Origin of the sequence: Streptomyces sp. NPDC029044, assembly GCF_040637495.1 — a bacterium.
GTDB lineage: Bacteria > Actinomycetota > Actinomycetes > Streptomycetales > Streptomycetaceae > Streptomyces.
This window is the reverse complement of record NZ_JBEZWN010000023.1, coordinates 24,747-39,402: the sequence shown is the minus strand read 5'-3', so window position 1 is coordinate 39,402 and position 14,656 is coordinate 24,747. Positions and strand designations below refer to the sequence as shown.

8 protein-coding genes and 1 pseudogene are annotated in these 14,656 nt (G+C 71.9%); 7 read left to right on the top strand and 2 right to left on the bottom strand.

Going from position 1 to position 14,656, the window contains the following annotated elements; translation table 11 throughout:
* Positions 1-182: 182 nt before the first annotated feature.
* The gene (locus tag AB0E85_RS19975; RefSeq protein WP_361928747.1) at positions 183-1,181 is read left to right on the top strand and encodes an acetylxylan esterase; all 999 of its coding nucleotides are present in this window, start codon (positions 183-185) and stop codon (positions 1,179-1,181) included.
* A 112-nt stretch (positions 1,182-1,293) separates the two neighbouring features.
* Here the strand turns inward: AB0E85_RS19975 and AB0E85_RS19970 are convergent, their stop codons facing one another.
* Positions 1,294-1,704 carry an MmpS family transport accessory protein gene (locus AB0E85_RS19970; protein ID WP_361928745.1) on the bottom strand — a complete coding sequence of 137 codons (411 nt, stop codon included), beginning with the start codon at positions 1,702-1,704 and terminating at the stop codon, positions 1,294-1,296.
* A gap of 438 nt (positions 1,705-2,142) precedes the next feature.
* Between AB0E85_RS19970 and AB0E85_RS19965 the strand changes: the two genes are divergently transcribed.
* The 6 genes and pseudogenes from AB0E85_RS19965 (at position 2,143) to AB0E85_RS19940 (ending at position 11,680) form a co-directional block, all read left to right on the top strand.
* The gene (locus AB0E85_RS19965) at positions 2,143-3,201 is read left to right on the top strand and encodes a lytic polysaccharide monooxygenase (protein ID WP_361928742.1); all 1,059 of its coding nucleotides are present in this window, start codon (positions 2,143-2,145) and stop codon (positions 3,199-3,201) included.
* Between the two features lie 366 nt (positions 3,202-3,567).
* Positions 3,568-6,123 (top strand): annotated as a pseudogene (locus AB0E85_RS19960) (SpoIIE family protein phosphatase); the annotation flags it as partial.
* A 932-nt stretch (positions 6,124-7,055) separates the two neighbouring features.
* Complete coding sequence (locus AB0E85_RS19955; protein WP_361928739.1) at positions 7,056-8,138, top strand: substrate-binding domain-containing protein; 1,083 nt, start codon at positions 7,056-7,058, stop codon at positions 8,136-8,138.
* A 15-nt stretch (positions 8,139-8,153) separates the two neighbouring features.
* Entirely contained in the window at positions 8,154-8,933 is a 780-nt protein-coding gene (locus tag AB0E85_RS19950) for an ATP-binding cassette domain-containing protein (RefSeq protein ID WP_361928736.1), read from the top strand.
* A complete protein-coding gene (locus AB0E85_RS19945) occupies positions 8,930-10,225 on the top strand; it encodes a sugar ABC transporter permease (protein ID WP_361928734.1) in 1,296 nt (431 codons plus the stop codon). Before AB0E85_RS19950 ends, AB0E85_RS19945 begins: the two co-directional genes overlap by 4 nt.
* A 99-nt stretch (positions 10,226-10,324) precedes the next feature.
* Positions 10,325-11,680 (top strand): sugar ABC transporter substrate-binding protein, encoded by a 1,356-nt coding sequence (locus tag AB0E85_RS19940; protein ID WP_361928732.1) that lies wholly within the window; start codon positions 10,325-10,327, stop codon positions 11,678-11,680.
* 211 nt (positions 11,681-11,891) lie between these two features.
* Here the strand turns inward: AB0E85_RS19940 and acnA are convergent, their stop codons facing one another.
* Positions 11,892-14,609: an aconitate hydratase AcnA gene (acnA, locus tag AB0E85_RS19935; RefSeq protein ID WP_361928729.1), complete on the bottom strand. Its 2,718-nt coding sequence runs from the start codon at positions 14,607-14,609 to the stop codon at positions 11,892-11,894.
* Positions 14,610-14,656: the final 47 nt, after the last annotated feature.

The window sequence follows — 14,656 nt, the reverse complement described above, 5'->3', positions numbered from 1 at the left end:
TCTACCGGTAACTTCGCGGCAACTTATGGGTACCAGAAAGCGCTGTCAATGGGTGCTGCGGACTCGGACGGGACGCCTGAGGCGCGTTGGAACACCGTCGAAGCTGGGTAGACCCCTCAGGCCGACCGCCCTTGTCTCGTCGCAAGTTTCTGGATGAACACCGACTCCTGCGAGGTGCCGCCGTGCCCGCGTTCGACCTGCCCCTGACCGAACTGGAGCACCACCGCCCGGACATCGAGGAGCCCGCCGACTTCGACGCGTTCTGGACGAGCACGCTGAAGGAGACCGGCCGGACGGACGCGCTGGTGTCGGTGCGGCCGGTGGAGACGGGACTGCGGCTCACGCGGACCTGGGACGTGACGTTCCGGGGTTTCGCGGGAGACCCGGTGCGGGCGTGGTTCAGCCGGCCTGCCGGGGCCGCCGAACTGCTGCCGGCCGTCGTCGAGTTCGCCGGGTACGGGCGCGGCCGGGGGCTCCCCCACGAACGCCTCACCTGGGTCAACGCCGGGTACGCGCATCTGCTCATGGACAACCGCGGCCAGGGCGACCGGTACGGGTGCGGCGGCGACACTCCCGATCCCCACGCCGTCGCGCCGGGCGGGCCCGGGCCGGCGGTGCGCGGGCTGCTCTCCGCCGCGGACTACCACTACCGGCGTCTGATCACGGACGCGGTGGGGGCGGTCGCGGCGGTCCGGGGGCTGCCCGGCGTCGACCCGGCGCGGACCGTGGCGGTCGGCAACAGCCAGGGCGGAGGGCTGGCCCTGGCGGTGGCGGGGCTCGTCCCGGACCTGGCGGCCGTGCTGGTCACCGCCCCCTTCCTGTGCGGCATCCGCCGCGCCCTCGACCTCACCGACGCGGGCCCGTACGGCGAGATCGCCGCGTACCTGTCCGTCCACCGGGGCGCCGAGCACGCCGCGTACCGCACCCTCTCCTACGTCGAGGGCGTCTCCTTCGGCCGCCGCGCGCAGGCTCCGGCTCATTTCGGGGTGGGACTGCGGGACACGGTGTGCCCGCCGAGCGGGACGTACGCCGCCTTCAACCGGTACGCCGAGCTGACGGGGAGGGATCCGCGCAAGGAGATCCACGCGTATCCGTTCAACGGGCACGAGGGGGGTGACGCGGTGCAGGTGCGACGTCAACTGGGCTGGCTGGAAGCGCTGTTGGGCGACGGACGCCGGTGAAGGCAGCGGGCGTCCGGAAGGCGGCGCGGACGCCACAGGCGGCACCGGTTCGGCGGGCACACAGGAAAGGCGCAGCCCGACGGCTGCGCCTTCCCATCGGTCCCGCCCCGGTTCAGCCCGTGATCGGGGACTCCGCGGTGCAGCCGCCGGCGGTCACCAGACCGTCGGCGCTCTGCTCCTCAAGCACCTTGCCCTTGTGGATGATCTTGCAGGTGACCTGGGCGCCCTCGGGATCCGCGGCGACCGGCATCACCGCCGCGGGCATGATGCCGCGCAGCGTGACCGTCTTCTTCCACGGCAGCTCGGGCTTGGACACCGACTCGATCTTCGGCTCCATGGCCTTGCCACCGCCGCCGTGGAACTCGATCGAGTCGATGTTCTTCCCCGTGACCTCGTAGGTGACCTCGTACGTCTCGTCCACGGCCTTGTCGACCTGGTCGACCGCCTCGGAGCAGGAGCTGAGGCCGAACGCGAGGCCGGTGACCGCGACGGAGCAGACGGCAGCGCGGATGGTGCGATTCAAAGGATCCCCCCGGATCTTGATGGTCGAAGCCGCAGCCAACCGCAAAGGGAAAGTAGAGTCAACTTCCGTCGTGCGGCGGCCTCCTGGGCCGGACACGGAAGCTGCCGCCTCGTCGCACCGGCCTCCGCAGTGTGCGAGCAGCGCGACGGAAGCGCGCGCCGTCCGTCACCCGAACGGGCATGCACGCCGTTCCGGCCGCCGCACCGCCGAGAGACACGGGATCGCGTCGATGCGCTTGCGCCGAGGCCGTTTACATCTGGACCGCTGGACGCTAACTTCCGCAACAGGCGGGGTGGGAGCGCTCCCATATCGGTGGACCGGAACCCGCCCTTGAGCGGCTCCCGCCCCGCGCACCGGCGCACATACATCCGCAGGTCCGTACCCCCACGAACGGACGGTGCTGTCATGATCCTGACAAGCAAGCCGGGAGGATCCACGATGCCCCGCTCATCCATCCCCGCCCGGACCAGAGCCCTCTTCCTCGTGCTGCTCTCCCTCCTCGTCACCGTCCCGGCCATCGGCCTGGTCATGACGGCCGGGGGCGAGGCGGAAGCGCACGGCACCCCCATGAAGCCCGGCAGCCGCACGTTCCTGTGCTGGCAGGACGGGCTGACCGACACCGGTGAGATCAAGCCGGTGAACCCCGCGTGCCGGGGTGCGCAGCAGGTCAGCGGCACCACGCCGTTCTACAACTGGTTCTCGGTGCTGCGCTCGGACGGCGCCGGCCGCACCAAGGGCTTCGTACCCGACGGCGAGCTGTGCAGCGGCGGCAACACCAACTTCACCGGGTTCAACACGCCCAGCAAGGACTGGCCGCTCACCCATCTCACCTCGGGCGCGACGGTCGACTTCTCGTACAACGCCTGGGCGGCGCACCCGGGCTGGTTCTACGTCTACATCACCAAGGACGGCTTCGACCCGACCAAGACGCTCACCTGGAACGACATGGAGGCCCAGCCCTTCCTCTCGGTCGACCACCCGCCGCTGAACGGCTCCCCGGGCACGGTCGAGGCCAACTACGCCTGGAAGGGCAAACTCCCCGACAACAAGTCGGGCCGCCACATCATCTACATGGTCTGGCAGCGCTCCGACAGCCAGGAGACCTTCTACTCCTGCTCCGACGTCGTCTTCGACGGCGGCAACGGCGAGGTGACCGGCATCAAGGAGCCGGGCAACCCGACCGAGCCGGTGCCCGGCACCTGCACGGCGACCCGCAAGACCACGGGCACCTGGAACGGCGGCTACCAGTCCGAGGTGACCGTCACCAACACCGGCACGGTCCCGATGCTCGGCTGGATGGTCGACTGGAGGCTCCCGGCGGGCCAGAAGGTCGACAGCCTGTGGAGCGGCAGCGCGACCTACAACGGCCAGGCGGTGATGGTCCACAACGCCGGCTGGAACGGCTCCCTGGCCCCGGGCAAGAGCACGACCTTCGGGTACGTCGTCGCCGGGCCCGGCGGTGACAGCACGAGCAGCTTGCCCTGCCGGGTGGGCTGAGAGGTCGGACAGGGCGGGTCCGGTGACGGGGCAGTCGTGATCACCGGGCCCGTCGGCCCGCGCGGAGACCGCCGAAGCGATCGTGCTCGACAGCTTCTCCCCGTCTGACCGCGAAGAAGGACGGTTCGGCCACTGGGCGCGGCCGACAACATCGATTCGCCTGCGCTCGTTCATTCGCCCCATATGTCGCTGTTATCCAGGTGTGCGATTCTGTTGTGTGGGTGCCCTGCCGCTCATGAGCGGCGTGGATCCGCCATGGGAGGCGCGAGCCCGCGCCGCCGGTCCCGTGCCCGCGTCGTCGTCGCCTGAGTTCCGGGGACTCCCACCTGCCGGTGGCTGCGGCATGGACGGGAGGTGGATGCGGACATGCCCCATTACGGCGATGCCCGGGCCGCGGTCCCCGGTCTTCGGGCGCCGGGGAACGGGGGCACCGGTCCGCCTCGTCCCGCTCCGGAGCCGGCCGCGCGAGCGCGGCTGCTGGCGTTCGCGGGAGTGGCGGTGGCGGCGGTGTACGTGCGCAGTGAGGACGGGGCGGAACTCCGGCTGGTGGAGTCGGCAGGGGCCGAGTCCGAGGAGCGGTACCGGCTGCCGGGGCGGGTGGCGGTCTCGGCCCGTTCCGCGGCCACGGGTGCGAGCGCCTCCCCCGGGCCGTCATCACCTGCCGCCGCACGAGGCTCCCCCACCCCGGTACCTCCGGGGGAGGCCGGGGGTGGTTGCCCCGCCGTCGCCGAGGCGTATCGGCAGGGGCGGGCCGTGTGGCTCGCGAGTGTGATGCTCGGGCGGGACGAGGGCGCGGCGGGCTCCGCCCCGCTCGGGGCGTTGCCGCTCGGGGCCGCGGGCGGGTGGCTCGGATGCCTGGTCGTGGTGGGCGAGGCCGGGGAGGGTTTCGGGGCCGAGCAGCGGGAGTTCCTGGAGCAGTACGCCGAGGCCGTCGCCGAGCGGCTGCGGGGCGAGGCGGACCGGTCGGCGCCCTCGCCGCTGCTGGATTCGGCCCTGCGCGCCATGGGGGTGGGGTCCTTCGCCCTGTCGCCCGGCACCGGGCTGGTCGAGACGGACCCGGCGCTGCTCGAACTCGTCGGCATCCCCGAAGGCGGTTTCGACGGCAAGACCGACACGCTGCTCTCGTACAGCGTCCCGGAGGACGTCCCCGCGCTGATGTCGGTCATCGAGCCGTCCGCGCAGACGCCCGGGCGCCGTGAGCTGGAGTTCCGTATCCGGCGGCCCACCGGTGAACTGTGCTGGCTGCGGCTGAGCTGCCGGGTGATGAAGGGGCCCGAAGGCACCCCGGAGCGGGTGCTGGGCGTGGTGAGCGCGGCGCCCGTGCTGCGCCGCAGCGCCAGCGACGTCGCCCGGATCCAGTGGCTGACGGCCGCGCTCGACGACGCCACGACCGTCCGGGACGTCAGCCGTGTGGTGGTCGCCGCGCTCCGCGAGCCGCTGGGTGCCGACCGGGTGGCGCTCGCCGAGCTGCTGGAGGACCGGCTGGCGGTCACCGTGCTCGATCCGCCGGGTGCGGGGGCCTGGCCGGAACTGTGGCGACGCGAGTGGCGCTCGGAGTGGCCCGACGCGCCGGTCACCGCCCTGCCCACGCTCCAGGCGGCGCTGCGGGACGGCCGGGTGAGCCTGTGGCCGGCCGGTTCCGTGCTGGAGCCCGGGCTCGCGGGGATCGGCCCCGGCGGGCTCGCGGTGCTGCCGCTGCCGGCCAAGAACGGCGTGGCCGGGGTGTGCCTGGTCGGCTGGGACACCCCGCACGAGTTCGCCCCCGAGGAACGGGCCCTGCTGACCGCCACCGCGGGCCTGGTCGGGCAGGCCCTGAAGCGCGCCCACGCCTACGACGCCGAGCAGGAGCTCGCGACGATGCTCCAGCGCAGCCTGCTGCCGCGCCGGCTCCCCAAGCTGCCCGGGGGCACCGCCGTGGCCCGCTATCTGCCCGCCCGGCGCGGTCTCCAGGTGGGCGGCGACTGGTACGACGTGATCGCGCTGTCGGAGAGCAAGGTGGCGCTGGTCATCGGGGACGTGCAGGGGCACAGCGCCGGGGCCGCGACGATCATGGGACAGATGCGTACGGCGGTCCGGGCGTACGCCGTCGAGGGGCATCCCCCGGACGTGGTCGTCGCGCACGCCAACCGGCTGCTCGTCGGCATGGAGACGGACCTGTTCGCCACCTGCTGCTACGTCGAGCTGGACATGGAGGAGGGCAACGCGCTGTTCGTGCGGGCCGGGCATCTGGCCCCGCTCGTGCGGCATCCCGACGGCGGCACCGCGGAGATCGCGGTCGAGGGCGGTCTCCCGCTGGGCGTCCTCGCGGACGCGGAGTTCCCCCTCACCGCGCTCGCGCTCGGCCCGGGCTCGGTGCTCGCGCTGGTCACGGACGGCCTGGTCGAGTCGGCTGATCTACAGGTGGACGAGGGGATGCGGCTGGTACGCCAGGCGCTCGCCGCGGCCGATCCCGCCGACCCGGGACGGATGGCGGACGAGCTGCTCGGCGAGGCCGGACGCCGTGAGGACGACGTGGCGGTACTGCTGCTGCGCTACGACGGGATGCGGGTACGGCCCGTGCGGGCGGGCTGGGTGGTGTGGCGACTGCCGGACGCGGTGATGCACGCCCGCCGGTTCAGCGCGCGCACGCTGCGTTCGTGGGGCATCGCCGCCGAGGCCGACACCGTCCTGCTGGTGGTGTCGGAGCTGGTCACCAACGCGCTGGTGCACACCCAGGGTGCGGTCCGGGTGGAGCTGACCCTGGCGGCGGACCGGCTCCGGGTGACGGTGAGCGACTCCTCGCCCCGGGCGCCGGCCAAGCCGGTGGTCGTGGACTGGGAGTCGACGGGCGGCCGTGGGCTCTTCCTGGTCGAGGCCGTGTCGGCGGCCTGGGGTTCGGTACCGGTGGGCGGCGGCAAGCAGGTGTGGAGCGAGATCGTCGTCACCCGTCCGGAAGAGGACACGGAACGCGGCACGGAGCCGGACGAGGAGCCGGAGGCCGAGCCGGAGGAGGAGCGGAAGCCGGGCCGCGGCTGGGGCCTGGGCCGGGACCGCGGCTGGGGCCTGGGCCGGAACCGGGACCGCGACCGCGACCGCGTCCGCCGCAAGTCGCGCGACCAGAGCCGGCGCCGTGGCGACGACCGGACGGCGGACGGCCCCGACGACCCGGCGGCGGAGGGCCCCGACGACCCGGCGGCAGACGGCCCCGACGACCCGGCGGCGGAGGGTCAAAGCCACCGTGCGGCGGACGGTCACGACGATCGAGCCGCGGACCGCCACGTGGCCCGCGCCGCCGACCGCCACATGGACCGGGCCGGGGACCGCGACGTGGACCACGCCGCCGACCGCCACGCAGACCACGCCGCCGACCGCCACGCGGACCGAACCGCGGACCGCGACGTGGACCACGCCGCCGACCGCCACGCAGACCACGCCGCCGACCGCCACATGGACCGGGCCGGGGACCGCCACGCAGACCACGCCGGGGACCGCCACGCAGACCACGCCGCCGACCGCCACGCGGACCGCGCCGGGGACCGCGACGGCGACGAGGTCCCTGATCGCGACAGCGACAGCGACAGCGACCGCGCCCATGACCGCCCCTACGACCACACCACGAACCGCCACGACGGCCACGTCGCAGACCGCCACGACGAGCGGACGGCAAGCCGCCACGACGAGCCGACGAGAGGCCGCACAGGCGAGCGGCCAACGGCAGGCCGAAAGGGCGAGCCAACGGCAGGCCGAAAGGGCGAGCCGACGGCAGGCCGCCGCGGCGAGCAGGCCGTGGGCCTCGACCGGGCCATGGAGCACATCGACGACGGGGCCGCCGACCCGCGCACGCGCCGGAAACGGCCGCACGAGGGAGGTCGCTGATGCGTGGTCTCGCCCTGCGCGGCGCCGCCGGCCTGCTGGCGCTCCTCCTGGCCGTGTCCCTCGCCTCGTGTTCCGACAGCGCCGGGGAGGGCGAGGGTGAGCTGACCATCGGGCTGCTGCTGCCGAGCCGGGCCGTGCCCCGCTGGGAGAAGTCCGACAGGCCCCTGATCGAGAAGCGGGTCAAGGAGCTGTGCCCCGGCTGCACGCTCGTGTACGCCAACGCCGAGAACGACGCGGCGAGCCAGCGGCAGCAGATGAACTCCATGATCACCCGAGGGGTCTCGGCCCTGCTCCTGGACGTCGTCGACCCCAGGGCCCTGCGCTCCTCGGTGCGCGCGGCGGAGCGCGAGGGCATCCCGGTCGTCGCCTACGACCGGCTCGCCGAGGGCCCGATCTCGGGTTTCGTCAGTTTCGACGGCGACCAGGTCGGCAGGCTCCAGGGCCGGGCGCTCCTGGAGGGCATGGGCGCCGAGGCCGACGGCGGCGGCGTCGTCATGATGAACGGTGACCCGTCCAGCCCCAACGCCGCCTGGTACGAGGGCGGGGCCCTGGCCGTGCTCCGGAACGAGGTGCGGATCCTGAAGTCGTACAGCACCATCGGGTGGCGTACGGAGAACGCTCACGACCACATGTCCGCCGCGATCAGCGCCCTCGGCCCGGGCCGGATCGACGGGGTGCTCGCCGCCAACGACTCGATCGCGGCCGGGGTCATTTCGGCATTGAAGAGCGCCCGCGTCAGGCCGCTGCCCCCGGTCACCGGGCAGGACGCCGACCTCGACGCGGTGCAGCGCATCGTCAAGGGCGAGCAGTACATGACCGTCTACAAGCCGTTCCGGCAGGAGACCGAGGCGGCCGCCGCGATGGCCGTCGCCCTGGCGCGCGGCAACGACGTCGGCGCCCTGGTCACGGCGCAGGTGGACAGCCCCACGAACGAGAACGTCCCGGCGGTGCTGCTCGACCCGACCGCCGTGACCCGCGAGACCATCGGCCGGACGCTCGTCCGGGACGGCGTCTACACGATCGACCAGATCTGCACCCCGGAGCTCCGCCCGGCCTGCGCCCGGGCCGGGCTCACCCGGTGAGCGAGGTGGTTCCCCGTGGCCCATCCCTCCGTACTGGCGTTGCGCGGCATCACCAAGCGGTTCGGCGGCGTGCAGGCGCTCGTCGACGTCGACCTCCAGGTCCGGGCCGGTGAGGTCGTGGCCCTGGCGGGTGACAACGGAGCGGGCAAGTCCACGCTGGTCAAGGTGATCTCCGGGGTGAGCCCCGCCGACCGGGGCGTCATCGAGTGGGAGGGGCGTCTCGTGCAGATCAAGCGCCCGCACGACGCCCACGCGCTCGGCATCGCGACCGTGTACCAGGACCTCGCCATGTGCGACAACCTGGACGTCGTCGGCAATCTCTTCCTCGGCCGCGAGATCGACCGGGTGGGCGTCCTCGACGAGGTCGAGATGGAGCGCCGGGCCCGTGATCTGATGCGCACCCTGTCGATCCGCATCCCGGACGTGCGGGTGCCGGTCGCCGCGCTGTCGGCCGGGCAGCGGCAGGCCGTGGCGATCTCCCGCTCGCTCATGGGCGCGCCCAAGGTGCTGCTGCTCGACGAGCCCACCGCGGCCCTGGGCGTGGAGCAGACCAGCCATCTGCTCGACCTCATCGAGGAGGTGCGCGACCGCGGTATGGCGATCATCCTCATCAGTCACAACATGGGCGACATCAAGGCCGTCGCGGACCGGGTGGCCGTGCTGCGGCTGGGCCGCAACAACGGCTTGTTCGACGTGAGCACGGTGAGCCAGGAACAGATCATCTCCTCCGTCACGGGGGCGGCGGACAACGCCGTGGCCCACCGTTCGAAGGGCGACGAGGAGGCGTGGCCGTGAGCCGCGGCGGGCCGCACCGGGACGGCGGGCCGGCCGGGCCGGGCAGCGCCGGACCGGTCACCACCGGTGGCGGGCAGCGCCCCCGTGGATGGCAGGAGAACCTGCGGGAGTACGCCCTGGACGTCCGCGCCGGCGTGCGCGACGGGGAGCGGGGGCCGCTCCTGGTCATCGCCGGGCTCATCGTGATCTGGATCGTCTTCCAGGGGCTGGACGACAAGTTCCTCTCGCCGCGCAACCTGTCCAACCTCAGCGTGGACATCGTCGGGACGGGGCTGGTCGCCGTCGGCATCGTCTTCGTCCTGCTGATCCGGGAGATCGATCTGTCGGTCGGCTCGGTCAGCGGCCTGGCGGGGGCGGCGTTCGCCGTGCTGAACGTGAACCACGGGGTGCCGGAGTGGCTGGCGGTGATCGTGGCGGTGGCCGCGGGGACGGCCGTGGGCGCCTTCCACGGGGTCTTCCACGCCTGGCTCGGCGTGCCCGCGTTCGTGGTGACGCTGGCCGGGCTGCTGATCTGGAACGGCCTGACGCTCTACCTGCTGGGAGCCAGCGGCACGATCAACATCGACGAGGAGGGCCTGGTCGCCTCGCTGACCAGCCACCACTTCGGCGACGACCTGGCGGCGTACGCGGTCGCGGCGCTCGGCACGGCCGGGTACGTCCTGGCCGCCCGTCGCCGCCGGAGCCGTCACCGGGCGGCCGGGATGCCCTACCGGCCGGAGGGCGAGATCTGGCTGCGCACCGGGCTCCTGGCCGTGGTGGCCTTCGCCGCGGCCGTCACCCTCAACCGGTTCCAGGGGCTGCCGCTCGCCCTGCTGATCTTCCTGGTGGTCCTGGTCGTCTCTGACTACGTGCTGCGCCGCACCCGCTACGGGCGGCGGGTGTACGCGCTCGGCGGCGGGGTCGAGGCGGCGCGTCGGGCCGGCATCGGGGTGGAGCGGGTACGGGTCGCGATGTTCATGGTGTCGGGGACGCTGGCCGCGGTGGGCGGGCTGTTCGTGGCGTCGGGGCTGACGTCGGCGAGCCCCACGACGGCGCGTGCCGCCGGTTCCGGGATGCTGCTGATCAACGCCATCGCGGCGGCCGTCATCGGGGGGACGTCTCTGTTCGGCGGGCGGGGCTCTCCCTGGTCGGTGCTGCTCGGCGTGGTGGTGATCCAGTCGATCGCCTCGGGCATGGGGCTGCTGGGGGTCCAGGACGCCGTGCAGTTCATGATCACGGGCGGGGTGCTGCTGGCCGCCGTCGCGGCAGACGCGCTGTCCAGACGCGCCCAGGCCAGACACGGCCGGCCCTGACCGCCCGGCGCCTCGACGTCGATGCCCGGAAGTGGCTGATGGCCCTGTTTCTCAGGAAATGCCTAATAAATGGCAAAGGTGGGTAGGGGCCGAGATGTCATGAAACGCAGCCGCCTCGCCCAGGCGGCCGTGGCCGCCGCGGTCGCCGCCGGTCTCGTCCTCGCCGGATGCGGTGACACCGATCTGCCCGGCGACGAGGAGCAGGCCGATCTCAGTGTGCTCGCGACGGACGTGCCGCAGATCCAGACCCTGAAGAAGCTCACCAAGAAGCACTTCACGGCGGAGACCGGCATCACCGTCGACTACACGCTGCTGCCGGAGAACGAGGCGCGCAAGGAGATGAACCGCGAGTTCGCGACCCAGGCCGGCACCCACGACGTGGCGAGCGTCAGCGCCTACGAGGTGCCGATCTACGCGGACAACGGCTGGCTCGCCCCGCTGGACCCGTATGTGAAGGCCGACGAGGACTTCGACCAGGACGACGTCTTCCCGAACCTGGCGTCCTCGCTGACCGGGGCGGACGGCAAGCTCTACGCCGAGCCCTTCTACGGCGAGGGCTCCTTCCTGATGTACCGCAAGGACCTGTTCCGCAAGGACGGGCTGACGATGCCGTCGAATCCGACCTGGCAGCAGGTCGCCGACCTCGCCGCCCGGGTCGACGGAACGGACGGCGCGAGCGGCATCTGCCTGCGCGGCCTGCCCGGCTGGGGCCAGAACCTCGCCCCGATCAACACGGTCGTCAACACCTTCGGCGGCCACTGGTACGACATGGACTGGAACGCCCGCCTGACCTCGCCGGAGTTCAAGAAGGCCGTCGGCTTCTACGTCGACCTGCTCCGCTCCCACGGCCAGCCCGGTGCCGAGCGGATGGGTGTGCTGGAGATCCTGGACCGTTTCGTCCAGGGCAAGTGCGCCATGATGTACGACGCCACGTCGCTGGCCTCGTCGATCGAGGCCGACAGTTCCGCGGTCAAGGGCAAGGTCGGCTACGTCCCGGCCCCGCACGAGAGGACCGAGAAGGCCGGCTGGCTGTGGACCTGGGCCTGGGGCATCCAGCAGGCGGCCGAGAACAAGGACGCCGCCTGGGAGTTCATCTCCTGGGCCTCCTCCAAGGAGTTCCAGGAACTGGTGGGCCGGGAGGTGGGCTGGACCTCGGCCCCCGCGGGCAACCGCAAGTCGCTCTACGAGAAGCCGGAGTACCAGCAGGCGGCCGGCGCCTGGTACCGGCAGGAGTACACGGCGGCGACGGACTCCGCCGACCCGAAGGACCCCGGCGTCGGTCCCCGCCCCTACGACGGCATCGGCTTCCTGAGCATCCCCGAGTTCGCCGTGCTGGGGACGGCGGTCTCGGAGCAGATCGGCGCGGCCATCGCCGGGCGGCAGTCGGTGGACACGGCCCTGGACAAGTCGCAGGACCTCGCCCAGGCCGCGGCGGCGAAGTACCGCGGCGAGTGACCCGCCCGCGCCGCGAGAACCTGCCCCGAAGCGTGTACCCGTCCGCGCCGCGAGAACCCGCCCGCGAAGCGTGTACCCGTCCGCGCCGCGAGAACCCGCCCGCGAAGCGTGTACCCGTCCGCGCCGCGTGAAGGCGTCGGCCGCGTGAACGGCGCGGGCCGCGCCCCCGGTCACCCGGGAACGCGGCCCTCGAACTGCCGTGACGGTCCGCTTACTTGCGGATCAGGCTGCGCAGCACGTACTGCATGATGCCGCCGTTGCGGTAGTAGTCCGCCTCGCCGGGGGTGTCGATGCGGACGACCGCGTCGAACTCGACGCCGGTGTCGGTGGTGACCTTCACCGTACGCGGGGTGGTGCCGTTGTTGAGCTCCTCGACGCCGGTGAAGTCGAAGGTCTCCTCACCGGTGAGGCCGAGGGACGCGGCCGTCTGGCCCTCCGGGAACTGGAGCGGCAGGACGCCCATGCCGATGAGGTTCGAGCGGTGGATGCGCTCGTAGGACTCGGCGATGACGGCCTTGACGCCGAGGAGCGCGGTGCCCTTGGCGGCCCAGTCGCGGGACGAGCCGGAGCCGTACTCCTTGCCGGCCAGGACGACCAGCGGGATGCCGGCGGCCTGGTAGTTCTGCGAGGCGTCGTAGATGAACGACACCGGCGCGTCGGCCTGGGTGAAGTCGCGGGTGTAGCCGCCCTCGGTGCCCGGCGCGATCTGGTTGCGCAGGCGGATGTTGGCGAACGTACCGCGGATCATGACCTCGTGGTTGCCTCGGCGCGAGCCGTAGGAGTTGAAGTCACGACGCTCCACACCGTGCTCGGTGAGGTACTTGCCGGCCGGGGTGTCGGCCTTGATGGCGCCGGCCGGGGAGATGTGGTCGGTGGTGACCGAGTCGCCCAGCTTGGCGAGCACGCGGGCGCCGGAGATGTTCTCGACCGGGGACGGCTCGTGGGCCATGCCCTCGAAGTACGGGGGCTTGCGGACGTAGGTGGACTCGGTGTCCCACTCGAAGGTGTTGCCGGTGGGGATCGGCAGCGCCTGCCACTGGGCGTCGCCCGCGAAGACGTCGCTGTAGGACTTGGAGAACATGTCCTCGCCGATGGCGTTGGCGACGACGTCGTTCACCTCGGCCTCGGAGGGCCAGATGTCCTTCAGGAAGACCGGGTTGCCGTCCTGGTCGGCGCCCAGGGCGTCCCGGGTGATGTCGACCTTCATGGAGCCGGCGAGGGCGTAGGCCACGACCAGGGGCGGGGACGCCAGGTAGTTCATCTTGACGTCGGGGTTGATGCGGCCCTCGAAGTTCCGGTTGCCGGAGAGGACCGAGGTGACCGCGAGGTCGTGGTCGTTGACGGCCTTGGAGACCTCCTCCGGCAGCGGGCCGGAGTTGCCGATGCAGGTGGTGCAGCCGTAGCCGACGAGGTTGAAGCCGACCTTGTCGAGGTAGGGGGTCAGGCCCGCCTTCTCGAAGTAGTCGGTGACGACCTTGGAGCCGGGGGCGAGGGTGGTCTTGACCCAGGGCTTCCGGGTCAGGCCCTTCTCCACCGCCTTCTTGGCCACCAGCGCGGCGGCGACCATGACGTACGGGTTGGAGGTGTTGGTGCAGGAGGTGATGGCCGCGACCGTCACCGCGCCGTGGTCGATCTCGTACGACGTGCCGTCGGGGGCGGTCACGGTGACCGGGTTGGACGGGGCGCCGTTCGGGATCGTCGAGGGCGCGTCGGAGCCCGGGAAGGACTCCTTGCTGGCCTCGTACTCGTCGTTGACGTAGTTGCGGACGTCCTGCTTGAACTGCTCGGCGGCGTTCGCGAGGACGATGCGGTCCTGCGGGCGCTTCGGGCCGGCGATGGACGGGACGACCGTGGCGAGGTCGAGCTCCAGCTTCTCGGAGAAGTCGGGCTCGGCGGCCGGGTCGAGCCAGAGGCCCTGCTCCTTGGCGTAGGCCTCGACCAGGGCGAGCTGCTGCTCGCTGCGACCGGTGAGCCGCATGTAGTTGATCGTCTCGTCGTCGATCGGGAAGATCGCGGCGGTGGAGCCGAACTCCGGCGACATGTTGCCGATGGTGGCGCGGTTGGCCAGGGAGGTGGCGGCGACGCCCTCGCCGTAGAACTCGACGAACTTGCCGACGACGCCGTGCTTGCGCAGCATCTCGGTGATGGTCAGCACGAGGTCCGTGGCGGTGGTGCCCGCCTGGAGCTCGCCGGTGAGCTTGAAGCCGACGACGCGCGGGATCAGCATGGAGACCGGCTGGCCGAGCATGGCGGCCTCGGCCTCGATGCCGCCGACGCCCCAGCCGAGGACGCCGAGGCCGTTGACCATGGTGGTGTGCGAGTCGGTGCCGACCAGGGTGTCCGGGTAGGCCTTGCCCTCGCGGACCATCACGACACGGGCCAGGTGCTCGATGTTCACCTGGTGGACGATGCCGGTGCCGGGCGGGACGACCTTGAACTCGTCGAAGGCGGTCTGGCCCCAGCGCAGGAACTGGTAGCGCTCCTTGTTGCGGCCGTACTCCAGGTCGACGTTCTGCTTGAAGGCGTCGTTCGTGCCGAACTTGTCGGCGATGACGGAGTGGTCGATGACCAGCTCGGCCGGGGCGAGGGGGTTGATCTTCGCCGGGTCGCCCCCCAGCTCCTTCACGGCCTCACGCATGGTCGCGAGGTCCACGACACAGGGAACGCCGGTGAAGTCCTGCATGATCACGCGGGCCGGCGTGAACTGGATCTCCTGGCTGGGCTGGGCCTGCGAGTCCCATCCGCCGAGGGCACGGATGTGGTCGGCGGTGATGTTCGCGCCGTCCTCCGTGCGGAGCAGGTTCTCCAGCAGGACCTTGAGGCTGTAGGGCAGGCGAGCCGAGCCCTCCACCTTGTCCAGCCGGAAGATCTCGTACGACTCGTCGCCCACCTGCAGCGTGCTGCGGGCGTCGAAGCTGTTCGCCGACACGACAGTCTCCTTCATTGATGTGCGCGTACCACCACGATCCTGCCGCC